The sequence below is a fragment of the Ureibacillus endophyticus genome (assembly GCF_003628435.1).
Lineage (GTDB): Bacteria > Bacillota > Bacilli > Bacillales_A > Planococcaceae > Ureibacillus > Ureibacillus endophyticus.
Genome location: NZ_RBZN01000031.1, coordinates 12686 through 37370 on the forward strand (window position 1 = coordinate 12686; position 24685 = coordinate 37370).

The window sequence follows — 24685 nt, forward strand, 5'->3', positions numbered from 1 at the left end:
TGGAGGAATAAGATAAAAATAAAAAACCTGGCGATCCATTTGGAGGCCAGGTATTACTTATTTAATTCGATTGTTTCAATAAATTTTTTAATCGTTGAAGTTAAATAGGTATCTGCTCTTCTGATAAAAACGGTTTTAATTTTACTATATTTATCAGGTAGTGAATGGCATTGGATGAGTCCACTTTGCTCCATATAAGTAACTGATGACCTTGGAACGAATGAAACACCAAGCCCCATGGAGACACTGCGTAGTATAGTTTCTAATGTACCAAATTCCATTACCTTTTGAGGTTTAATGTTGTTGTCTTTATACCATGATTCAAAACGTGCGCGGTAACCACAACCTTCACTGAAACATAAAAATGGTTCGATTTTTAACTCTTCTAATGTATAATCACGAGAATCAGAGATCAATACTAGCTCTTCTTGAAATACTTCATGAGAAATAATATCGGGATGGAAGTTCGACTCTGTAACGAATGCCCCATCTAGCTTGTGATTAAGTACTTCCTCTTCTAATAGTTCTGTAACCCCAGTAAATAAGGAAAGTTCGACATTTTTATATTTTTTCATATAGGCAGATAAAATTTCAGGTAAACGATAGACTGTTTCAACAGTACCAATTTCTAATTTTCCAGAAGGTTCGTCATTACTTTGGACAGCTTTTTTCATTTCATCAGTTAGTAGAAGTATTTTTTTGCTATAAGTTAATAGTTTCTTTCCTTCTGGTGTCAAACTCATCCCACGACGATGCCGATTAAATAATGCAGTGTTCAGTTCTGTTTCAAGCTTTTGTATTCTTGAAGTTATGTTTGATTGAACGTAATTCAATTCTTTTGCTACTTCTGAAACCGTCCCCTTATCCGCAACCATTTGAAAAATTTCCAAATCTTTAAGTTCCAATTTACTCACCCCTTCTTAAATATTCATGGTATCAAAAAAAATGATATTAAACATCCCTTTTATTCATTTTACGAGATATGGAAATGGAGCTAATATGTTGAATATGACAAACTGGTGAAAGGGGTAGAAAGAAATTGAAAAATAGTGTATTAGTTGGAGCAGTTTTATGTTTTATAGCTGCCGTTTCATGGGGAGCAATGTTTCCTGTAGCACATGCAGCTTTTAAGTATATAGATCCATTTTATTTTACAATTATTCGTTATGGATCTGTTTCTGTTATCTTAGTAGCAATTTTATTATGGAAAGAAGGAAAAGGTGCTTTTCGTTTTGAAGGAAAGGGTCTGCAATTATGGTTTTTTGGCACAATGGCCTTTACAATCTATAATCTCTTTATCTTCTGGGGAGAGGATTTATTAGGTCATTCAGGAGTAATGGTTGCGTCTATTATGGAATCACTGATGCCAATGATATCCATTGTGATTGTGTGGATGATATTAAAAAAACGTCCATATTCATTCACATTAGGATGTGTTTTAATATCATTTATCGGTGCAGTGTTAGTTATTACTAAAGGCGATATTCAAGGGTTCCTTAGTGCAACTGATCATTTTATCCCATCCATGCTTATCTTTATTGCCGTAATAGGATGGGTGATTTATACAATGGGTGGAAGTGAGTTTAGTGGATGGTCAGCTCTTCGCTATTCCACATTAAGTTGTTTACTTGGAACGATTACAGCTATTGTCATTACAGTTGGTACAACATTATTTGGTTATACTGAGATTCCATCTATAAATGAAATTATTATTGTAAGTCCGCATTTATTGTTTATGATTATTTTCCCAGGAGTCATTGCACTGCTTGGGTGGAATATCGGTGTAAGTATTTTGACACCATTAAATGGCTTATTATTTATTAACTTTGTTCCTGTTACAACACTATTAATCTCTATTTTCCAGGGAAATCCTGTAACACTATTCGATTTTATTGGCACTATTTTAATTATTATTTCGCTCATATCGAATAATGTATATGTACGAATGTTACAAAAGAAGGATTCAAAACAAAGTGTTCAATCGATTTTGCAGGAACGAACTTCTTAATGCACATGAGTCTACAATGAAAAATGAGCAACTCTTGATAGGTCAAGGGTTGCCTTTTTTCTTGTGCTAACAGAAAAATTCCTGGGAAATTTTACTTCAGTACATATGTTTGTTCTAGTTCAAAATTAGTGTCATCTTTTAATGCATAATCAAAAAATTGGAGTATAAGTTGATTTTCCTTTTCAAGACATTTCAATGGATCAATATCTGCTTTTCCACCTTGCAATAGATTTGAAAGGAAAGGAGAAATCATTGATAAGTCGGTTAAGCTTAAATGTTTTGCACCCAGGAAATGCGTTGTATAGGATTCTACAAAATTCTGATTTGCAGCTTTATTTGCAGCATAAGTAGGATTACTTCCAAGTTGTTTCCAAACATCGTCAGTGTAGATATTCAATATAGGAGTTGTATACGTATGGTTGCTTGCTTCTATTATATTTTGTTGTTTATTAAATTTTAATTCACTGAAAAATGGAGCATCTAAATTTACAACAGCATCTATGTCTTCTCGTTTTCCCCCTACCCAAACACTTGCTGAGCCACCCATAGAGTGTCCAAATACCCCTATTTTTTCAGGATTTATTAATTGATAAACAAGGTTTGTATCAGTTTCAGTCTTTTGAAGAATGGTATCAATGACAAAATTTATATCTTCTGTTCGGAGTTTCATCCACTTTTGAAATAGCTCAAAATACTCTTCATTTGTATAAATACCTTTATTCGAATCCATAACTTCCTTCATATATTCATTATTAATGGTCGTAATCTCACCCATATCGGAAACAGTAAAAAAGGAATGATAAGGATGGTCGATGGAACAGACAACATAACCATGGCTAGCTAACTCTTTAAAAGTTGATGCATTACTAGCTTTAACACCGTTCGCTCCATGAGAGAATACCAATAGTGGATAAGTACCTTTTGCTTCTTCAGGATACCAAAATTCAACATTTACACTTCGATTGTTATAAGGGTTTTCAAACTCTTCTTTTCGATTTTCATCCACATATGTGAAAGTCGCTGTAACAACTTTAAATTCCCCTGTTACTTCGGGCTTGTGATATTGTGGGAAAATGATAGCAGGTGTAAGGGCCAAAAAGAAGATACATGTTGTAAAGAATGTATTGAAAATGATTCTAGAATTTTTAAATTCTTTAGTATATGCTTTTTGACGAATTAATGAGATTGTTGCCAATCCTGCTGATATTGTAAACACGGTCGTAATTAATACCCAACGGAAACTCCAAGTAATTATCGGTGAAAGAATTAGTATTAAAAATACAATTAGTACAGCAATTCTCAGCCAATTTTTTATCTTTTTATGATGTTGTTTTGTAGCAATGCAGTAAATAGCATAACCGCATTCTAAAACCAATGTAATACAAAATAATACAATCCCCATTTTTTCAAATTCCCCTTTAGTTCAAATTTGGTAATTTGAGAATAGGAAATTTTGGAGTGGAAATCTACAAAAAATCGATAAGATGCATTTTGAGCTATGTAAGATGCAATAGAGGTGTTCCACATGCGTTGAGACACCTCAAAATAACAGCTATTCCTCTAAGCTTTTTCTTAATAAATGGAGCTTTTCATTAATCTCATTTGATACTTTCTTATCTTGTTGCCAAGAGAGTAGACGGACTATGCAATAAATGACTGCAATCTGAATGGCAAGAATGGATTTGCTTATTACACTATCTACAATTCCAGTTATTGAAGCAAGAGTAATTAATAATGCCTCTAATGCTAAGAAATGAATCACCATTCTTATACGACTGTTTTTTTCACTTAAATTATTTGGAGAATATAGTATAAACCCAAGTAGTGAAGCGAAAAATGAAAATGCCATCACAATATAAATGGATTTCAAATCGAAAGAGGCTTCTGGATAATATAGTTGGCGTAAAAACGTAAGGATTATAATAATCAGCGCAAAAATAATTAGGAATTGCTGAAGTACCTTTTTGATAAATTCAGATAACTGCATTTTTTTCCTCCTCTTATAAACCAAGCATCGTTTTAAGATTTGGTACGTACTTACGAGAAATCATAAGACGTTCTCCATTATCAAGTAGTGCTTCAAATCTACCGCTAAAGGAAGGTGAAATGTGAGAGATTTTAGCAATATTAATAATAGTTGATTTTGATGCTCGGAAAAATTTTTTCCCTTTGTACATTTCTTCAATTTCATAAAGTTTGTTTTTCACTTCATATACTTTGTCTTTGCAATAAATAAAAACTTTCCCTTCTACTGCCTCAAAATAATACACATCTCGAAGTTTAACTTGATGATATTTATCATTTTCATGACCAACTATAGTAGTGAGATTCAATTTTAATTGATTCACAATCTGATTGATTTCATTATTTACTTCATGACATCGAATACAAATTTCCTCTTCTTGGTTTTTATTAATCACTTCGATCAAAACTTTCATAACATGCCTCACTTTATAAATGGCTTTAATAGAATTTTAATTCATAGAAGGAAAATGCGAAATTCAAATTAATGCCAAATAATAATTAAAGCTGTATAATGGGAGCGGAATTCGTACTACTGAAGGGAGATAAGTATATGGCACAATCATTAACAGGAAAAGTTGCATTTATCACAGGAGCAGCAAGAGGAATTGGGAAGGCAACTGCATTACTTTTAGCAAAAGAAGGAGTAAACATTGGTTTAGTTGCAAGAACTGAATCATCTTTAAAAGATGTGGCTTCAGAAATTGAAAGTTTTGGTGTGAAAGTAGCGTATGCTGTAGCCGATGTATCGTCAAAGGAGCAAGTGGATACAGCAATTGCCTTTTTAACAGAAACATTAGGAACTGCGGATATTTTAATTAATAATGCAGGTATTGCATCTTTCGCTTCTGTTTTAGATATGGATCCTGAAGAATGGAAAAAAATTATTGATGTGAACTTAATGGGTACGTACTATGTAACTCGTGCTGTATTACCACAGTTAATTGAGAAAAATGGTGGGGATATCATTAATATATCATCGACAAATGGTTTAAGCGGTGCTGCTACTTCAAGTGCTTATAGTGCATCAAAGTTTGGTGTTATTGGGTTCACTGAATCACTAGCACAAGAAGTTCGCCGAAATAATATTCGAGTTTCTGCTTTAACTCCAAGTACAGTTGCTACAGATTTAGCCCTCGACTTAAATTTAATTAAAGAAAATAATGAGAGCAAGTTAATGCAACCTGAAGATATCGCAGAATTTATCGTGAATCAATTAAAGTTAAATCCACGTATTTATGTAAAAACAGCGAGTTTTATTGCAACTAATCCGTATTAATTAGATATAAACTAGTTAGCCTTAATCAAGAAAGTACTATAAACTATGAACTATAATATTTTTGTTGGAGGATTAACTAGTGAATTTAAAAAAGAAATGGATTGTATTTTTCGGTGTAATTATCATTCTTATTGCCGGAATTTTAGATATTAAATTTCAAGGATTATTCTTTCAGATGCTACCTGAATCTATGCAATCCTTCCTAAGTGATTTATTTTAACAGCAATAATTAGTCAGAGAAAATTTACGGAAAGTAAACTTCTCTGGCTTTTTTATGTTTTCATTAAAATCTGTCTCTAGTTTTAGGGTGTCCATTGACAATTATTTTCTCTAATTGTAGGATTCATTTAATAGAAAATAGATTTATATTAAACTAACGTCGATCATCAGAGAGAGGGATTTTACATGTGGATTGTAGCAGCATTGATGACAATGTTTTGTTTTGGTATTTCAAATATGATTTTCAAGATTACCTCAGGAAAAGGTTTATCAAAAGTACATTTGCAGTTTACCTTCTACCTTGCTGCCTTTTTAATCATGCTCTTCTATGGAGTAGTTGTAGAGTTTTCACCCTTTAACGCATTAACGATTATTCTTGGTGCGACCATTGGAATATTAAATGCAAACGGAAATATTCAAATGTCTAAGGCTTTTGAAAAAGGACCAGCAAGCATTACTTCTCCATTAATTAGTACAAATACGATTATTCCGTTATTAAGCGCGGCACTTATTTTTCATGAACATATTACTCTATTACAATGGATCGGTATTATAGTAATGCTGAGTTCTGCTGCAATTATTCAATATGTACCAAGTAACAATATACAAATTGATTATAAGCCATGGCTATATCATATTTTATTATCGATTGGTTCATTTGGTATACTTGGTATACTAATGAAAACTTCTTCTAACTTACATATTGATTCAGTTAATATTCTTGTCAGTATGTATGGTGGTGGTGCTGTCTATTTATTTATAAATAGCTTCATCATTAAGGAAAAATGGCAGCGCACTGAATTTGCATTAGGTACTATGATTGGTTGTATTAGTGTAGTAGGTTATAGTAGTTATTTTTTCGCTTTAAAAACTGGTGTTGCAAGTATCGTCTTTCCAATAGTAAGTTTAAGCTGTTTGGTTGTCGTTTTAGGCAGTTGTCTATTATTTAAAGAAAGACTTAAAAGTTATCAAATTATTGGAATTCTTACAGCTGTTGCAGGAATTGTATTAACAAAGATCTAATAAGGAAGCCACCATTCATTTTCAGAATGGTGGCTTATTTATTACAACTTTATTATTCTATCGTGGTTGTTGCAGTTATAAAATTCAGTATTTCTGACATTAGATTTCACACCTTCACTAAGTGGCATGTAACCAACATTTGTTTTTATGTAGGAAAGAAAGAGGAGAAACATATTTTAAATGGTAAAATAGTCCAAAAATTTAAAAACCATAAAAAGGTAAAAATATTACTTACAGATAATGTAATATTTTGGTATTATCTTTTTAATTTAATATTATTGTTCTAATAACGTTTATTAAAATTACCCTTAAGAAGGTGGAAAAACATGTCGATGTCACTGAAGAAAAAATTAGTTATTCTATTGATGTTATTAATGACAGCTATCATTGCTTGTACTATACTATTTTCTTTTATTGAGAGTTCAAAGATGAAGAGTAACTCTCAAAAACTAACTAATGAAATTGATCAGCAATCAAAAGAATTAGTCAGCCAACAATTAGAACAGTTAACAAGTTCGATTTCAAATCATATAGTGACTGTAGAGCAAGAGATTGATAAGAATATGTTAAATACAGCCTACCTTATTCAATATATGGACTCTACAAACAGCCTTTCTACTGAAGACTTAGAACAACTAAAACAACAAACAGGGATGGCAGATCTCTATTTAACAGATGAAAATGGTATTTTTACAACAACTACTGAAGAAGCGGCAGTTGGCCTAAATTTATTTGATATTTGGGATGGATATAAAATGCTTCTTACAGGGGAATCTACTTATTTACCTTCCAACTTAAAGATTAAAGAGGAAACAGGAGAAATTTTTAAATTTACTGCAATCCCTAGAACAGATGGTAAAGGCATTATAGAAACAGCATTAAATGCTGAAGAAATTGAAAGATCCATCTCAACTTTTATTCAACAAGATAATACGATCCAAAGTCTATTTTTAGTTGATGCATCTGGTCTTGTATTAACTGAAAATATTAACGGTAATTATGAAGGGAATTGGAAAAAAGGCGTAACAATCAATGATCAAAATGTACAAGCCGTAATGGAAAATGGCGAACCCATTTTAAAAGTACAAAAAGAACAAGTTTCTGAGATTTATTACCCAATAAAAGTTGATGGGAAAACGATATACGTCATTTATTCTCAAATTGATGCAAATCCATATTTTCTTGCATCATTATCAGCTAATGAAGCGTTAATTGAGGCGCAAGGAGCATTTACAAAATCTAGTACAAATATAGCAATTGCAGTAATCGTAGTAACAGTGTTATTCATCAGTCTATTAATTTTTATAATTACAAAATTCTCAAACAAACTACAAAGATTCTCTGGAATTTTAAGAAATATGAGAACAGAGGGAGATTCTGTTTCTGTAGGTACTAGAGATGAAGTAGAATTGAAAAAAATACAAGAATCTATCCAATATGTAATTGACGAAAGCAAAAATGTATTTAAAACAATTGAAAAAAGCACAGAAAATTTAACGTATGTACAAAGTGATTTTAAAGATAAAATGATCCACATGTTAGAAAATATTGGACAACTTTCTCAGGCAGTTCATGATTCTGCTATTATTAATCAAAAGCAATTAGAAAATGTAGAATTAGGAAATGAAATCGTTTCTAAAATGAGCAATGCAGTAAATCAAGCAAGTGATATTAACATTAAGTTGAAGGATGTCTCCGTTAAAACAACGAATAATGCTAATAACAGCATTGAGGGACTTAAAAAAATGTCAGACTTTATTAAAAAGATTGGTTTTGAGACTAACACAAACCAACGAAGACTTGAAAAGCTACAAAATAATTCTACTGAAATTAGTAGCATTATTTCAGTGATTCAAGGAATTTCTGAACAAACGAATCTCTTAGCTTTAAATGCATCAATTGAAGCAGCAAGAGCAGGAGAAGCTGGGAAAGGTTTTGCTGTAGTAGCAGAAGAAGTTAAAAAGCTTGCAGAAGACAGCAAAGCTGCTACGGAAAAAATAGGGGAAATTCTACACGAAATTCAAATTGATGTAGCTGCTACAAACGAAGCAAACTTAGAGCTAACAGATTTTATAAAAGGTAGTCATACGGATGTAGAAGCATCTGTTGATCAGATTGAAAACTTGATTAGTGAAACGAAAAACACTGCTACTGAAATTAATAATTTAAATATGCAATTTGCAATTTTATCATCCAATGAAAAAGATGTTCAACAAATCTTTACCCATTTAAATGAAAGTATTGAAAGAAATGCTGCCAATAGTGAAGAGTTACTTTCAATGATTATTGAAGTAGAAGAGACATTAGAAAAATTAAAACAATTATTTGAAAAGGTTCATAATAGTACAATTGAGTTAGAACAGGTAATTGCATATTAATAAATAACCCACTCGAATCCTATCGAGTGGGTATGTTTTTTTAAAACTTACATATATATTTAGATTAATGTATGTCCTAGCTTGTTACTTTTAATTAGAATAAAATGATAATTAAGGAATGATGAAAATGTTTAAAGTAATGGGGGAGAATATGTTCTTAGAAAAACTGAAAAATCAAATACAGCAGAATAAATTTCATTTTATCGGTGAAGAGACAGCTTTTAAGTCAGCAGTTTTGATTCCCCTTGTGGAAATAGAAAATGAATGGCATATCCTTTTTGAAGTACGTTCCTTCACTTTGAGAAAGCAACCTGGGGATATTAGTTTTCCTGGTGGAAAGATTGATGATACAGACTCATCTCCACTAGCTGCTGCTTTAAGGGAAACTTCCGAGGAGCTTGGCATAAATCCTAAAACAATAAATGTTATTGGTGAATTAAGCCCCTATATTGCATCCCCTTCATTTGTCGTATATCCTTCTGTTGCAACACTGGATTATCATCAGCTTTCGTTCAATAAAGATGAAGTCGAAGAGGTGTTTACAGTACCTGTTAAATGGCTTTTACAATATGAGCCTTATATGCACTCAGTATCTGTTGAAATTGCTCCTAAAGCTGATTTCCCGTTTGAAAAAATTATGAATGGAGCAAATTATCAGTGGAGAACTCGTTCTATAGAAGAATGGTTCTTTGATTATGGAAAATATACCATTTGGGGATTAACAGCAAGAATTTTAAAACACTTTGTTGAGCAATTAAAGAAACTGTAGTTTATATTTGATGAGAGTCTCAAAACAAATTTTCAGACACTCCCGTTTCCCATATTACTAAATCCTATGTATACATATTTTGTGTTCCTCTTTACAATACTATGCTTTAGATAAGCATTATCTAATCTAAAAAGAGAGGAAGGGAAATATGGCAAAACATACGGATCAAAGTTGGAAACAAGATCACCCAAGTACTTTATTTAGTAACTCTGTTCAAAAGGCAGACCGCGCAGTTAAGCAGGCAATGTCACACCCACAAGAAATTGCGGTAGAGCATGCATTTAATGCCATTTCACATGCAGAGAATGCAAAAATGAATGCAATAGAACATAATGAACATATGGATATCATCGAGCAAAATATAGCACATTTAGAACAATTGAAACAGCAAATCGAGGAAGTACAAGATATAGTGGAAGATTAATTAATAGGAACGTTATTCTGCTCCAAAGGGGCAGAATAACGTTTTTTATTGTCTGTATATGGACATGTGTACTATTTAATAAGATGTTCTACTAGGAATGAGATATACTAAATATTTGAATTACTATGTCACAAATTAATTGTCACTTTTTATTGAACTAAACTGTAAAAGGTATGAAATTTTCTCTTACTTGTATATCTTTGGATATAGGTGCAAATAATGATGGCTTAAATTTTATTGTATTAATGGTATAATAGGTCACGTTAGTAATCTTACTTTAAATTTTTACTTTGTTTTTAATGATTTTATTTGAAACATCTTTTCACTAGCATTTTATAGGTATTATCATATAATAGTAGATATTTCAATCTATAAATATTAGTGTTATACTATATTGAAGATTTAATAGATACAGAAAAGGTGTGTTCTAGGACAGTCGACTTTTGAAACACCTAAGGAGAGCGCCTACATCTTTTTTGAAAAATAGGGGAGATAAGGAAGGTTATTATGAGTAACAGACATGAACAAACAGACGTTATCTTAATCGGTGCTGGGATTATGAGTGCGACTTTGGGAACGTTACTAAAAGAATTAGTACCAGAATGGGAAATTAAAGTGTTTGAAAAGCTCGAAAAAGCTGGAGAAGAAAGCTCTAACGAATGGAATAATGCAGGTACAGGTCACTCTGCGTTATGTGAGCTAAACTATACTGTTCAAAAACCAGATGGCTCTGTAGATATTAGCAAAGCTCTTAAAATCAATGAACAGTTCCAACTTTCAAGACAGTTCTGGGCATATCTAGTTGAAAAAGGCTTAATTCGTAACCCACAAGATTTTATTATGCCTCTACCACACTTAAGTTATGTACATGGGGCAGATAACGTTAAATTCTTAAAAAATCGTTTCGATGCAATGTCAAAAAGTCATCTATTCGAAGGTATGGAATTCTCTGATGATCCAGAGACACTAAAAGAATGGATTCCACTTATGATGAAGGATCGTGTATTCAACGAGCCATTAGCAGCTACAAAAATTGACTCTGGTACAGACGTAAACTTCGGAGCTTTAACACGTATGCTTGTTGACAACTTAGCACAACAAAATGTTGAAGTTAACTACAAACACAGCGTTCATAGCTTAAAACGTACTAATGATGGTCAATGGGAAGTTGTAGTACATGACCTTGATGGTTGCAAAGCGAAATATTATAAAGCGAAATTTGTATTCCTAGGCGCTGGTGGAGGAAGCTTAGAATTACTACAAAAATCTGGTATTCCTGAAGGTAAACATATTGGTGGATTCCCTGTTAGTGGATTATTCTTAGTTTGTAATAACCCAGAAATCGCAGAACAACACCATGCAAAAGTTTACGGAAAAGCGGCAGTTGGTGCACCACCAATGTCAGTTCCTCACCTTGATACAAGATATATTGATGGTAAAAAATCATTATTATTCGGACCGTTTGCTGGATTCTCACCTAAATTCTTAAAAACTGGTTCATATATGGATTTATTTGCTTCAATCAAACCACATAACCTTACAACGTTATTAGCAGCAGGCGTTAAAGAAATGCCTTTAACAAAATACTTAATTCAACAACTTATGCTTTCAAAAGAGCAACGTATTGAAGAATTACGTGAGTTTATCCCTAATGCTAAATCAGATGATTGGGATATCGTTATTGCTGGTCAACGTGTACAAGTTATTAAAGATACTGAAGCTGGTAAAGGTACGCTACAATTCGGTACTGAAGTTGTAAGTGCTGCTGACGGTTCAATTGCAGCATTACTTGGTGCATCACCAGGTGCTTCTACAGCTGTTCACGTAATGCTTGAAGTAATGAAAAAATGTTTCCCACAAGAAATGAAAGGCTGGGAACCAAAAATCAAAAAAATGATTCCATCTTACGGTGTATCATTAGTAGAAAATCCAAAACTTTTCAAAGAACTTCTTGATTCAACTGCTAAAACTCTAGGTTTAGATAAAGATCAAGCAACTTCTAATGAAGAGAAAGTATTAGAAACAGTTTAATAAACTTTGAACCTTTAATCATCCTGATGGTTAAAGGTTCTTTTCTAATTAAAATACCCTGAAACTTTAAATATAAACTTAACGCTAAGTTAAAATTTTATAAGTTATTTGACGTTCATTTCTGTTTCATATATTATTATTTTAGTAAAAGAATGTCCCGTACTTGAACGGGAGAGGTTCATAGCTGAAACCCTCTATAAAAAACTATGGAAACATGTCTATTACGCCATGTCCATAATTGGATGTGGCTTTTTATATGTTTTTATCATTTTTTATAGACGCCTCTCTTACAAGTATTGGGAAACATACATAAGGGAGGCTTTTTTATGTCTGGCAGAGGCCATGAAGAAGGTTTGAAAGACTTAACTTTACTAGGAAATCAAAATACAAAATACGCATTTGAATATGCACCTGAAGTATTAGAGGCGGTAGATAATCTTCATTCAAATCGAGACTATTTTGTTAAATTCAATTGTCCGGAGTTTACGAGTTTATGTCCATTAACAAATCAGCCGGATTTTGCAACAATGTACATTTCATACATTCCAGATAAGAAAATTGTAGAGAGTAAATCGTTGAAACTTTACTTATTTAGTTTCCGTAATCATGGGGATTTCCATGAAGATTGTGTAAATATTATTATGAACGATTTAATAAAGTTATTGGACCCTCGTTATATTGAAGTTTGGGGGAAATTTACTCCACGTGGTGGTATTTCAATTGACCCATGGTGTAACTATGGAAGACCAGGAACGAAATATGAGGAAATGGCTAATTATCGATTAATGAATCATGACCTTAACCCGGAAAAAATTGATAACCGTTAAAATAATCAACAAAAAAGAGGTTCTTAGCTGACCCTCTATAAAAAACTAAGGAGAGACGTGAATATGAGAATCTTATTTTATTTATTATCAATAGTCATTGCCAATGTAGTAACTGCAGCATTTGCACCAATGCAATTAGGGATATTTATTGTACCAATGGGAACGCTTTTAGTTGGAGCAACTTTCATTTTCCGAGATCTTGTACAAAATAAGTATGGTCGAAAAAAGACCTATTTGTTTATTTTTATTGCATTAGTTTTATCTGCGGTTGTATCTTCCATGTTAGGCGACACATTAATGATTGTAGCAGCTTCAGCGATATCATTTTTAATTTCTGAAACTGCGGATACCGAAATCTATTCACGTTTAAAAGTATCAATGGCATGGCGTGTATTCTATAGTGGAATTATTGGTGGACTTCTGGACTCAGTAATTTTCGTAGTTATTGGGTTAAGTCCATTAGGAGCAGGAGCTTTACCTTGGGAAGCAATACCATTTGCTATAGCAGGTCAATTTATCGTAAAGTCATTGATTCAAATGATTGGAGCAATTGTATTTGGGAAAATATACAGTTTAAACGGGAAACAAGCTATTACAGAATCATAATTATTTAAAAGATCATCTCTTGATGGTCTTTTTTTATGTTAGATATTAAAATTGATAAACTATATTTAGGGAAGTTAATCTTTAAGGAGCGAAAAAATGAGATATAAACAAGTTGTACAAGGTACGTTAATTAAGAGAATGAACCGATTTGTTGCAGAAGTATCAATTAACGATAGTGTAGAGCGGGTACATGTGAAAAATACTGGACGATTAAAAGAACTTTTATATCCCGATAACAAAGTGCTTTTGGAAAAAAGTAATAACCCTAAAAGAACTACTAATTATTCAATCATTGCTGCTAATAAAAATGACAAATGGATTAATATCGATTCTCAAGCACCGAATGCAGTAATATTTGAAGCGTTAAAGGAAGGAAAAATTAAGGAAATTGGGAAAGTTGATTTCTTAAAAAAAGAAGTAACATTTGGTGAGTCACGATTTGATTTTTATTATGAAAATGGTGATGAGAAGGGATTTATAGAGGTAAAAGGTGTAACGTTAGAGAGAAATGAGGTTGCTAGTTTCCCAGATGCACCTACTTTAAGAGGAATGAAACATGTACTTGAAATGTGCCAAGCAGTTCAAGAAGGTTATAAAGGCACAATATTATTTGTAATCCAAATGAAAGGATGCAAAAGTTTTACCCCGAATCGAGAAATGGATCCAAATTTCGCTGATAGACTTTTACAGGCAGCCCAACAAGGAGTACAAATTATTGCCTATGATTCAATTGTTGAGGAAGATAGCTTATTTATAGATAAGCAAATTCCAGTAAGCTTGATTTAGGGGACTATTCCAAATAGTCCCCTAAACAAACAATTATTGTGGATAATGAAAGGCATAAATGAACTGTACAAAATCTTCAAATGGAAGGGAGGATTCACCAGGGAGCTCTCCATTTCCATTAACACTTGTTCGAATAGATTTACCCCAAATTTGTAAGCTATCGTTATTTGGATTATAAAAATAAACACGCGTTACGCCTTTTGGATCATTTTCAACACGTTGAATGAGGATAGCATGGGCACCAAGCACTTGACCTGATCGATTGTAAATTGTAATGCCTACCGGTTGAGGCAGTCCTCTGTTGACATTTGGATTATTAGTGGGGTGATAATAATAATAAAAATTATCTAGAAAATTCAAATCACTATAGATATCTGAAAACCCCGACCATATCCCTGTTATATGAAAGGCAGGATTAATCCACTTATGAGGATCTTGCCCCCGACCATCTGCAGCTTTTAACATTTCAAAGTAAATTGAATCAAGATGTGGTACTACCAAATAGGAGATAAAATCAATATGGTCCTCATCTTCTAAAGGAATTTGTGGAAGTGAGTTTGACGAGATTTTTTTCCCTTCAAATTCTATTGTCAAGTTTGCTGTTTTTAAGAAGGTGTTTATCATATTTAACAACATTGTTGGCTCTTTTTGAGACCAATAACTAAGTGCTCTTGTTGATTGACAAGTAGGATTAAATCCTTGGCCAATGCCTAAAGGCGTCCCTAAAATATTAATCATTTCTGATACGATTAAGGATTTAATAAAATCAACATTTTGAATTCCCTTTAATTTATTAATATTAATGAGAATTTCTTCATGGATTGCTGATGACATTAATTGTTCTAACTCTTGGACAAATTCCTTTGTAAATATGTCCCGTTGTAATAAACAAAGTAACCCATATATGCTTCTTCGCGTATCAATAGAAATTGATGAAGAAATTAAGGATAAAATAATTGGAAGATTAGCATTTAAATTGGTCTTTGATATATTATCTACAGTTAACATACTTTCAAGTAAGTGTTGTTTTTCATTGGCGATAAATTTTAAAAATACAACATGATAAGGGGACACAAGACCTGTCTGTACCATCGTGTTTTTTAGCTGATGTGCTTCCTTAATTAAAATTGTATCATCACATGTTTTTAGTTTTATTTCATAACTCTCCAAAGTATCGGTTGCCAAATCAGTTGGAGAGTAAACAGCATTTTCATAACGAGTTAACTTCGAGTCTTTTTCTTCTAACCCGCCAGCTAACTTTTTTGCACTTGTAATTAATTTTAATATTTTATCAGTAATAATAGGCCTCTGTACGGCAAGATTATCAACTTCTTGATAAAGGTTTTCAAATACCCGTTCTGAAAAGCAATGCTCTGAAATGAACCTCAATATTTCAGATGCCTGTTCATCTTTATAAAGTTGTTTAACTCGGTTTTCTTCCGTTTCTTTCATTATTAATAAGTCGATATTTAAAGCCAATACCTTCGTTAAAAACTCGGTTGCTTCTAGAGCATTCATTTCCGGATGTACATATTCCCCTCTAGCAATTGCAAGAATTCTTAATTCACTTAGAATTTCTGCAACTTCTGTCGTTCCACCAGCTTGAAGAGTCCCTCTAACAAGGGTTGGATTTAATTTCGTTACGTCTTCCCATGGTTTTCCAATAAATAATCCAGAAGAATCAAAGAGATGTGCATACCTATAAATTTTTTCCAATCCATTTGGTTCTTTGAGAAGATCTGAGGCGAGGTCAAAAACGGTTTGCTGAAAAAACTTTTTACTTGATGTCGGTGCAAGCAGTAGATGTTGAAAGGCTTTCTGAAATGAATTCTCTGATGAGTAAAGGTAAAGTCCCATTTGTTCGTCCTCCTTTCAGCAATTTCCAAAAGTACAGTTAAAATTGTTTGAAAACTTCTTATTTTAGAATATTTTAAAATTTCGATTAATGTACCACGAAATAAATATTATTTCAAATTGTTTAACCATGAGGAATAAAAAAGACCTCGAAGAAAATTCGGGTCTTTTGTCAAATTGGTTATTAAAATGTATGATTTAGGAAGCAACCTTATTATGCCCATTCATAATTTTTGCCCCAACTATCTTTGGCTAAAGTTTCAACCTTTTCAACGATGGATTCTTCAACCATGTAAGTATCACCTTGTTCATATAAATTATAGTGATATGCATACATTCTTGAAACAAATTCATGGAATGGTAAGGATGATTCTCCCTCAAGTTCACCAAAGCCAGTCACACTAGCTTTAATACCTTGCCCCCAATTTTGAGTGCTATCATTATTCGGATTGTAGAAGTAAATTCTGCACTCGCCATGTTGATCTTTTTCGATTCTTTGGATAGAAACAGCGTGAAGTCCGAGTAATTCTCCATGGACATTTGTTAAATATATTCCCACTGGGTTTGGATACAACATTTTGTAACCTTCATTGTAGTCAGGATGATGTGTTGCATAGAAAAGTTTTACGAATGTAGGGTAGTTTGTCACTTTTAATGTTAGTGGATCGATAACATTAATAAATCCACTTGGAATCCATTCCCCATAAAATTCACGATTTACCCACTTATGACCATCTTCTCCGCGCAGAAGGGTACGTTTCATCATTTCATTATAAATTCTATCAAGATGAGGAACTAGAATAATAGAAACTGGATCTAAATCTTGTAAATTTGCAGTTACAACCCCATCAAGAAGAAGGTTAGAGTTGATTAGTTCACCTTCGAATGTCATTTCGATATTATTATCGCGAGCAGCTGTTGTAATCAATTTAAGGAGTTTTTCAATATCATACTGAGCCCAAAGTGAGATTGCTCTAGCAGATTGGCAGATTGGGTTCACCCCTTGCCCAATTCCTAATGGTTGCCCAATAACACTTACAACTCCAGCAACTAAAATACCATTGATGCTAATACCATTTAATCCAATATAATTTGATAAGCCATTTTTTACTTCGGCATGAATAGGTAGTTCAAATAACTGACGTAATGCAGGAATTAATGTCTCAAGCTTAAGAACTCCTCGATTGAGCAATTTAGTAAGCCCATAAATTGCTTGTTTCGTTTCAGGATAGATAGACAGCTGAATAATATCGTGAATTAGGTCTATATTTTCGTTAAAGCTTGTGATACCAGATTCAGTTAAATGCAATGCACTTGGAATAATCTCTTGATATTTACGGTTTAGGAAACGAAGTAGAATCGCATGGTAAGGCGATACAAGTCCAGTTTCGTTCATTGATTCAGCAAAACGCTCAGCTTCACTAATCAGTTCTTCTCTAGAAGCTTGCTCTAATTTTAATCGATAGTCTCTTTGATCAGCTGCTTCTAAACTTAAAGGTGTAGGAGCATCAATTGCTCTAGAGTATTTTGCAAGCTCCTCCGCAAATTCACTATCAATCTCGTCATTGATTAGTAACTTTGAATTCTCAATTAACTCAATGATTCTCTTAGTAATGATAGGTCGTTGAACAGTGATACGTTTTATTTCCTGAACCATTTGCTCTGCCACTGATTCACAGGAAAGTTCTTGTTGCAGGTAGGTAAATAAATTTTGAGCTCGAATTAGATGTTCTTCTAGTTCCGATTCTTGTTCTTCAGGAAACAGTAAATCGAGGTTTAGAGCTAATACTTCATTAAGGAATGAACTTGCATGCTCAGAACTTAAGCTCTCATGTTTGTAAGTTCCTTTTGCAATAGCAAGCATTCTCATTTCACTTAATAGTTCAAGAATTGAGTAGATTCCTCTTAGTCTTAGGGAGCCACCTACAAATGGAGGTTGTAACTTTGTTGGATCTTCCCAATCTCCATTCAGGAATACGCCTGCTTGGTCAAATAAATGAGCATATTTAAAGAGCACTGACATTCCTTCAATAGTAGATGCCAGCTCGTTTGCTAATTGATAAACATCTGTTTGATATAAGCTTTTTGCAAAAGGTTTTGCTTGATTCAATGTCTCTAGAGCTGTTTCAAATTTTTTCTCTAAAGGGCTGATTTTAGTTGTAGTTGTTTTTTTTCTTGCAGTTGTTTTTCTTCTAGTGGCAGTAGTTGTCTTTTTTTCTTTTATTACTGTATTCATCTTTCGAACCACTCCTTATAAGTAGAAATCATGTTTTTCGTATTGTTCTAAAAGTTTTCGCATTTCCGTACTGTCTTCCCCGAAAAAGTAAATCGAACCATAGTGATTTCCGAACCCAACACGTTCAGATACTTTAGATGTCGCAGGTAGGAACATATTGTGTTTTAAGAAATATGGATGTTCCTTCAGTTCATCAGGGATATTAAGCTTAGAGATGGATTTTACTTTTGGATAGACCATCAAATTTCCGGAGTGTCCTTTTGCTGAAACAACTTCTTCTGGGAAGAAGGTTTTTAATTCTTCATCAGTTGTTTCAGGATCACAGCATAATATTTGACCTTGATATGGACTAAATCCATATACTCTTTCAATATGCTCAAAAATGTGACCGCCTGGAATACGTGCAGCAACCTCACCAAAGTAAATTGTTCCATTTGGTGTAATGAAGAACTCAGGATGCAATATACCATTTTCTACTTCAAAAGCTTTTACCAGTTGTTCAATCGTTTCTCGTATTTGTGGTCGCCATTGTTCAAGTGTAGGAGATGCTGGGACGAAATTAGAATGTCCTAGTTTAACGTATTCCGTAATATTTAGGAAATGTACTTTTCCATTATGGACAAAGGCTTCGCAAGAAAATTCTTGTCCTTCTAAGTGGCTTTCCATAAGAAGTGGGAATTCAGAATCATCAATTTCCTCAATATCTTCGCTTTTTTTAATCATTCGGTGACCTACAGTACCTGCTTTATCAAATGGTTTTACATGGATAGGTTCGTAATTTTCCTCATCCATATTTAATAAAGCTTCATTCATTCTTTTTAGAAAATGTGCTACATCTTCTTTATTAAAAGCTTCTTCAAAGACACCTACACGAAGTCCAGCTAAATGTGCTCTTCGTTTCATTAGTGATTTATCACGAAGAAGTAAGGATTTATTAAAAACTCTAGGATTTTCCCAAAGTAATGAATTTAACATACCTGCCCATTCCACGGTTTCTTCATATATTGGAACTGCAACTTTTGTATCAAGCTCTTTAAGTTTTTCATAAAGTTCCATGGAGTGCTCAATTGGAACATCGAATTGCCATGGAACAAATTGTATTCCATTTTTATCAGCAAAAGGCTTAAATTCAGGAGGACCGACAACGACATAAGGGCGGTTCATTTTATCAATCGCCTCAATCGCCTGTAAACTCCATCCTAAAAGTGCTGTTGTTTTTCCGTGAATTTGTTTCATCTCCATAATTCAACCTGCCTTTTGAAATGTATTGTAAAAACTAGCAAATTAAAACTTGCACCTATCATTTTACTGATAATATTCGAAATTCAAATTGTTTCGACAAATGATTTCATTATTCTTACAAAATTTAATCTGTGTAACATTATCTTAACAATCTCTTAAAAATCAAATTGCCAAATTGGTGTTAGAATAGGTCTTGCTCAATATTCAGATTTGATTGAAAATTGAAGTATATTGCGAACAAAAGGGGTATGTTACATTGCTAATGCAAAGAGGAGAAAGTTTAAAAGCAAGCTTAATCGAGGAAGTATTTAGTTCTAGTAACTGGTATAATAGGTTGAGAGAGTATTTCCCAGAAAGAGAAATGAAATCTAGAAAGCACTTTGAAATACTTTTTCAGGAACAAGCAATGTACAAATTAATGGAAGGCCCAGATTATGTCGTAGTTTATTTTGAGCAGCAAGATTATATTTTCATCGACTATATTATCGTTTCTGGGACAAGTCGAGGTAAAGGTGTAGGCAGTATTGTACTAAACGAGCTAAAAAGTAAAGGAAAAGCAATTATCCTTGAGGTTGAACCTGTTAGCGAAGAGGATCCGGATTCAGAAAAACGAGTTCGATTCTATGAAGAACGTCATAACTTTAAAAAAATGAATATTGGGTATGAAAGAATCCATAATATAACAAGCGAATTAAATAAAATGGATATTTTTTGCTGGTCTCAAGCACCAGTTTCAGATAGCTGGGTTTTAGAAAGAATGCAGGAAATCTATTTAGAAGTGCATGCTTATAAAGTAGAAGAGATTTATGGACGTAATCCTCAGCCAGTATCTGAAGTTCTTTGGTTAAAGGAAAGTCGTGAAAAAATAGCTCAATAAAAAACATATAGATAACTACCTTTACAAAAAAATAAGTCATAATAAATCTGCACTTTTATAAGTGCAGGTTTTTTTCTTTATTAAAATTTGGAATTTGTTCTCTTTTTAAAAGTAGTTCTATTATCATAACGGTATACTTCTTAATTAGGTTAAATTTCCCTGTTTCATTCCCGCTTTACTAAATAAATTAGGATTTATTATCCTAAAATACAACATTTCTTTTATGTTAATAAATATTAGTTTTTGTTAGGTTTCTATTATCGAAGGAAGGAATACTCATGAATATTGATATAAAATTGTTAAGATATAGTATGAAATAATATACTACTTATTCCCACAACTAGGTTATAATAACCATATTAAATAAACTAAATGTACGGCTATCCGAAGGGGGATAATGATGTCAAATATAGATATCCATTATATAAGGGGTTTAAGAAAAGGGGAAATCATTCCTAACGATATATATTTTAATAAAACCTTATTGATTAAAGCTGGAACTAAAATTGATGATACCATCCTAAGAAACTTAAAAAGTTGGGGTATTACCAAACTAAATAGTTTATATATTAAAACTGAAAAAGATGAAAATAATAAAAATGAAGAACTAATACAACCATTCGAAACTGCCGTAAAAAAGAAAGAGAAAATATATTATTCCAAAGAACTTTTTGATATAAAAAAGTTATTCTTTGAAAGTTTACAGAATGTAGTTAGTGAAGCGAGATATGGTCTAATTTTAAACAGTGATACAAAAATATCGTGGCTTGAAAACTTATTTATTTCCTCATTATTAAATACTGATATAGCAATCGCCCTATATAATTTAAAGAATAAAGACCCATATAGTTATTATCATACCTTCGATGTTTTCTTGTTAGGCTCCCTTTTAGCGGAAAAATGTGGAATTAGAGACGTTCGTTCTTTTGCGATGGGCTGTTTACTTCATGATATTGGAAAATTAGATATAGATAATGAGTTATTGCATAAAGAAGGTGCCCTTTCTAAAGCGGAATTTGATGAAATTCAAAAACATACACTTTATGGAATAGATTTTATTGTAAAACATAAAATTATCGGTCCATTTTTAGACATTGTAAAGTATCATCATGAACGATTAGATGGAACTGGTTATCCAGATGGATTAAAAGGAGAAGACCTTACTGAAGAAGTTCGTTTATTAGGAGTTATTGATACATACTCTGCACTTACGTTACAAAGAGCTTATCGAGAGGCATTTCCTGCAAAAAAAGCATTTGAGCTATTGTTGAGTAAGGGAAATAAATTCGATATAAAATACGTTATTAAACTAATGGAGCTAATAAATATTTATCCTACTTCAAGTATTGTAAATTTATCAAATGGTAAAAAGGCACGTATTCGTTATGTCCATGATAATCAACCATATTTCCCTATTCTTGAGGAACTTGGAACGAGCAAAGTTTATCAGTTGCCATTAAATTTCTCAGTAACAATAAGTCGTTTTGTTAAGTGGGATCAGGTGGTTGATAATTCTGAAGATGACTCTATTGATAAAAAGGAGATATATTGGAATTATTTTTCTGCAAGTGTAATTAGCGGGAATATGGAAGAAGCGGTGAATTTCTATAATTTATTGACTGAAGGTTTAGAAATTAATAATATTTTCATCGATGTCATTGTTCGCCTGATAATAGATATTGAAACGAAAAAATTGGAAGGCGAGCTTTCAACTGGTGAAGAACATGATGCATTCATAAGAATTAAAGATTTACTAGTAAACAATTTAAAATAGAGTTAAAAAAAGGCAAATCCGCTACAATCCATGTAGTGTCGAATTGCCTTTTTATTTATGTGATGCATATAAAACTGATTCGAAAAACTCCTCATATTTTTATATTAAAATAACATCGAAAATTATATTAAAAAAATATACGTTTATTGGTACGAAACAGTATCAATAATTTATTTTAAAATGGACAAAATATGTTAAGAGAATTCATAGCAATTGGATTCTCTAAAAACATCAATGAGGAGGAAAGCTGCTAATGGCAAATGTACAAGTAAACTGTGCTGTATCTAACTGTTTTTTCCATAAAGAAGGAAATATTTGTGGAGCTGAAAAAATTGAGGTTGATATGGATTACCATTCTAAAAACAGAAATACAGAGTTTGCTTCCGATTTAGACTTCGACATGATTTCTGAAGAAGCAAAAAGTTCTAATGAAACATGTTGTAAAACCTTCAAACCGGAAAAAGATTGTTAGCAGCTTACAAAACATTGATTCAAGAGGGACTTTAGAGAGATATCTCTATAGTCCCTTTAAATTAATTAAAGAGTGATGATATGAAAAATTTGATAATAGAAAAGATAAAAGAAATTGAAGATAAATCGAATGTTAAAGTACTTTTTGCTGTAGAGTCAGGTAGTCGAGCATGGGGATACTCTTCAAATAATAGTGATTATGATGTTCGCTTTATATACTGTCCTCCCCCAGAATGGTATTTATCCATTGACCCACAAGGAGTTGGAGGGAAAAGAGATGTAATTGAATTATCAATAGATGAACTTTTAGATATCAACGGTTGGGAAATTACAAAAGCTTTACGCTTATTCCGAAAAAGTAACCCGACACTTTTTGAATGGATGAGAAGTGAAATTGTGTATTATCAAAACTCAATTTTTTTAAAACGGTTAAATTTATTGGAGTCTAAGGTATTTAATTCAAAAGTATGTTTGCATCATTATTTCAATATAGCTAAGACTAATTATCAGAAGTGTTCTCAAAAGAATAAATTATATTTTTATGTACTAAGGTCGTTATTTGTATGTAAATGGATTATGCAAAACCACTCCTTCCCTCCTATCGATTTCCAACAATTATTACACAGTTTAGATATACAGGGTGAATTAAAGGAAGAGATAGAAATCTTATTTGAACATAAAAAAAGATCTAAATTGGAAGGTTTTGAGGGGAAATTACTAGCAACAAATGAATTTATAGAAACAGAACTTATCCGTTTGCAAGACTATATAAGTTCACTAACTGCTATAAAAAATGTTGATACTACTGAACAATTGGATAATCTATTTAGAGAAACTTTAAGAGCAGTATGGTGATAAGAAGGAGTAATAAAGTGATTACAAATATCGGGACAGTAGCAATTTATGTGAATGATCAACGAAAAGCAAAGAAATTTTGGACAGAGAAAGTTGGATTTGTTGTGGTTGCAGAACAACCAATGGGAACAAATTCTTTTTGGTTGGAAGTAGCTCCGGAAAATGCAAAAAGTCGACTTGTAATTTATCCTAAAGAAATGATGCAAGGATATGAAAACTTTAAGGCATCAATAGTATTTGAATGTGACAATATTTTTGGCACATATCAAACATTGAAAGAAAATGGTGTAACTTTTAAATCTGAACCGCAAGAGATGCAATGGGGTACTTTTGTACAATTCTGTGATGAAGAAGGTAATGAATTTTTACTTAAGGGTTAATAATATTACTAAAAACGTCCTAATAACTAGGGCGTTTTTTATGCGAAGGAACTAATCCAAAATACATGCAACCCAAAGATACCGATATACAAGCAACTAACCCCTACTAAGGTGAAAAGATAGAAATCTTGGAATGAAGAATTACTGTGTTTATAGATTAAAAAGGATACATAGAAAATTAATAATGATAGCACAATTTTGAAACAGACAAACAACACAGGACTAACAGTAAAGATGAATTTCATGAAGGGATTTGACTCATCAATGTAATGATTCTCCAATCCAATAAATGTTGCTACCCCATCAAACAGATTTAAAAACGTAACTAGAACACTCAATAAGATAATCCAACTTTTTTTATTCATAAAATCCCCTTTTAGAACATAATTACAATATAATTTTTAACATAAATCCCCATTTTCAAACTGATTGAAGTTATTAATTTTCCCTTCTTCATAATATTTATTTGATATTGAAATATTTCCATTTGATACTTTGTCAAATTAAGTGCAACAGTTCTTCCTGAAACGCCTCGTATGCAGTTTTCCAACCAAGACATTTTCTTGGTCGATTGTTGATAAGTTTAAGTGCTTGTTCCATCTCTTTTTCCGTTACGTGATCAAA

Annotated in this window: 24 protein-coding genes, 1 pseudogene and 2 riboswitches; of the genes and pseudogenes, 16 read left to right on the top strand and 9 right to left on the bottom strand. The window is 32.5% G+C overall.

What is annotated here, in order from left to right; all coding sequences use genetic code 11:
* Positions 1-53 precede the first annotated feature (53 nt).
* The gene (locus D8M03_RS12065; protein ID WP_121215036.1) at positions 54-905 is read right to left on the bottom strand and encodes a LysR family transcriptional regulator; all 852 of its coding nucleotides are present in this window, start codon (positions 903-905) and stop codon (positions 54-56) included.
* A gap of 134 nt (positions 906-1039) precedes the next feature.
* Between D8M03_RS12065 and D8M03_RS12070 the strand changes: the two genes are divergently transcribed.
* A complete protein-coding gene (locus D8M03_RS12070) occupies positions 1040-2008 on the top strand; it encodes a DMT family transporter (protein WP_121215037.1) in 969 nt (322 codons plus the stop codon).
* 91 nt (positions 2009-2099) lie between these two features.
* Here D8M03_RS12070 and D8M03_RS12075 read toward each other — a convergent pair whose 3' ends face one another.
* From D8M03_RS12075 to D8M03_RS12085, 3 genes are all read right to left on the bottom strand, one after another.
* Entirely contained in the window at positions 2100-3410 is a 1311-nt protein-coding gene (locus D8M03_RS12075) for an alpha/beta hydrolase family protein (protein WP_121215038.1), read from the bottom strand.
* Between the two features lie 150 nt (positions 3411-3560).
* A complete protein-coding gene (locus D8M03_RS12080) occupies positions 3561-3995 on the bottom strand; it encodes a DUF3021 family protein (protein WP_121215039.1) in 435 nt (144 codons plus the stop codon).
* 13 nt (positions 3996-4008) lie between these two features.
* Positions 4009-4446, bottom strand: a complete 438-nt coding sequence (locus D8M03_RS12085) for a LytTR family DNA-binding domain-containing protein (protein ID WP_121215040.1) — start codon at positions 4444-4446, stop codon at positions 4009-4011.
* Positions 4447-4583: 137 nt separating this feature from the next.
* Between D8M03_RS12085 and D8M03_RS12090 the strand changes: the two genes are divergently transcribed.
* The 10 genes from D8M03_RS12090 to sfsA all read left to right on the top strand — a co-directional run bounded on the left by D8M03_RS12090 (position 4584) and on the right by sfsA (position 14372).
* Positions 4584-5309 (top strand): 3-ketoacyl-ACP reductase, encoded by a 726-nt coding sequence (locus D8M03_RS12090; protein ID WP_121215041.1) that lies wholly within the window; start codon positions 4584-4586, stop codon positions 5307-5309.
* Positions 5310-5388: 79 nt separating this feature from the next.
* Entirely contained in the window at positions 5389-5529 is a 141-nt protein-coding gene (locus D8M03_RS17740) for a hypothetical protein (RefSeq protein WP_170148437.1), read from the top strand.
* A 185-nt stretch (positions 5530-5714) separates the two neighbouring features.
* Positions 5715-6551, top strand: coding sequence for a DMT family transporter (locus D8M03_RS12095; RefSeq protein ID WP_121215042.1), 837 nt, complete (start codon positions 5715-5717; stop codon positions 6549-6551).
* A gap of 326 nt (positions 6552-6877) precedes the next feature.
* Positions 6878-8929, top strand: coding sequence for a methyl-accepting chemotaxis protein (locus D8M03_RS12105; protein ID WP_121215044.1), 2052 nt, complete (start codon positions 6878-6880; stop codon positions 8927-8929).
* A gap of 151 nt (positions 8930-9080) precedes the next feature.
* Entirely contained in the window at positions 9081-9698 is a 618-nt protein-coding gene (locus D8M03_RS12110) for an NUDIX hydrolase (RefSeq protein ID WP_121215045.1), read from the top strand.
* 148 nt (positions 9699-9846) lie between these two features.
* The gene (locus tag D8M03_RS12115; protein WP_121215046.1) at positions 9847-10122 is read left to right on the top strand and encodes a hypothetical protein; all 276 of its coding nucleotides are present in this window, start codon (positions 9847-9849) and stop codon (positions 10120-10122) included.
* A gap of 507 nt (positions 10123-10629) precedes the next feature.
* On the top strand, positions 10630-12153 hold the full coding sequence (locus tag D8M03_RS12120; RefSeq protein ID WP_121215047.1) for a malate:quinone oxidoreductase: 1524 nt from the start codon (positions 10630-10632) through the stop codon (positions 12151-12153).
* A 167-nt stretch (positions 12154-12320) separates the two neighbouring features.
* Positions 12321-12367, top strand: a riboswitch (PreQ1 riboswitch).
* Positions 12368-12479: 112 nt separating this feature from the next.
* Positions 12480-12980, top strand: a complete 501-nt coding sequence (gene queF / locus D8M03_RS12125) for a preQ(1) synthase (RefSeq protein ID WP_121215048.1) — start codon at positions 12480-12482, stop codon at positions 12978-12980.
* Between the two features lie 10 nt (positions 12981-12990).
* Positions 12991-13035, top strand: a riboswitch (PreQ1 riboswitch).
* 8 nt (positions 13036-13043) lie between these two features.
* The gene (locus D8M03_RS12130; protein ID WP_121215049.1) at positions 13044-13586 is read left to right on the top strand and encodes a VUT family protein; all 543 of its coding nucleotides are present in this window, start codon (positions 13044-13046) and stop codon (positions 13584-13586) included.
* 96 nt (positions 13587-13682) lie between these two features.
* On the top strand, positions 13683-14372 hold the full coding sequence (sfsA, locus tag D8M03_RS12135; protein WP_121215050.1) for a DNA/RNA nuclease SfsA: 690 nt from the start codon (positions 13683-13685) through the stop codon (positions 14370-14372).
* 33 nt (positions 14373-14405) lie between these two features.
* Here the strand turns inward: sfsA and D8M03_RS12140 are convergent, their stop codons facing one another.
* The 3 genes from D8M03_RS12140 to D8M03_RS12150 all read right to left on the bottom strand — a co-directional run bounded on the left by D8M03_RS12140 (position 14406) and on the right by D8M03_RS12150 (position 19704).
* On the bottom strand, positions 14406-16229 hold the full coding sequence (locus D8M03_RS12140) for a hypothetical protein (protein ID WP_121215051.1): 1824 nt from the start codon (positions 16227-16229) through the stop codon (positions 14406-14408).
* A 211-nt stretch (positions 16230-16440) separates the two neighbouring features.
* The gene (locus D8M03_RS12145; RefSeq protein ID WP_245987572.1) at positions 16441-18462 is read right to left on the bottom strand and encodes a hypothetical protein; all 2022 of its coding nucleotides are present in this window, start codon (positions 18460-18462) and stop codon (positions 16441-16443) included.
* A 15-nt stretch (positions 18463-18477) separates the two neighbouring features.
* Positions 18478-19704, bottom strand: a complete 1227-nt coding sequence (locus D8M03_RS12150; RefSeq protein WP_211330917.1) for an ATP-grasp domain-containing protein — start codon at positions 19702-19704, stop codon at positions 18478-18480.
* Between the two features lie 262 nt (positions 19705-19966).
* Here D8M03_RS12150 and D8M03_RS12155 point away from each other — a divergent pair, with 262 nt between their 5' ends.
* The 5 genes from D8M03_RS12155 (at position 19967) to D8M03_RS12175 (ending at position 24061) form a co-directional block, all read left to right on the top strand.
* On the top strand, positions 19967-20581 hold the full coding sequence (locus D8M03_RS12155; RefSeq protein ID WP_341944490.1) for a GNAT family N-acetyltransferase: 615 nt from the start codon (positions 19967-19969) through the stop codon (positions 20579-20581).
* A 400-nt stretch (positions 20582-20981) separates the two neighbouring features.
* A complete protein-coding gene (locus tag D8M03_RS12160; RefSeq protein ID WP_170148438.1) occupies positions 20982-22355 on the top strand; it encodes an HD-GYP domain-containing protein in 1374 nt (457 codons plus the stop codon).
* A gap of 253 nt (positions 22356-22608) precedes the next feature.
* A complete protein-coding gene (locus D8M03_RS12165) occupies positions 22609-22827 on the top strand; it encodes a DUF1540 domain-containing protein (RefSeq protein WP_121215054.1) in 219 nt (72 codons plus the stop codon).
* 80 nt (positions 22828-22907) lie between these two features.
* Positions 22908-23681 (top strand): nucleotidyltransferase domain-containing protein, encoded by a 774-nt coding sequence (locus D8M03_RS12170; RefSeq protein ID WP_121215055.1) that lies wholly within the window; start codon positions 22908-22910, stop codon positions 23679-23681.
* A 17-nt stretch (positions 23682-23698) separates the two neighbouring features.
* Positions 23699-24061 carry a VOC family protein gene (locus D8M03_RS12175; protein WP_121215056.1) on the top strand — a complete coding sequence of 121 codons (363 nt, stop codon included), beginning with the start codon at positions 23699-23701 and terminating at the stop codon, positions 24059-24061.
* Between the two features lie 38 nt (positions 24062-24099).
* On the opposite strand, the gene D8M03_RS12180 is transcribed toward D8M03_RS12175, so the two are convergent.
* Positions 24100-24426 (bottom strand): DUF5658 family protein, encoded by a 327-nt coding sequence (locus D8M03_RS12180; protein ID WP_121215057.1) that lies wholly within the window; start codon positions 24424-24426, stop codon positions 24100-24102.
* Positions 24427-24559: 133 nt separating this feature from the next.
* Positions 24560-24685 (bottom strand): annotated as a pseudogene (locus D8M03_RS12185) (IS30 family transposase); the annotation flags it as partial.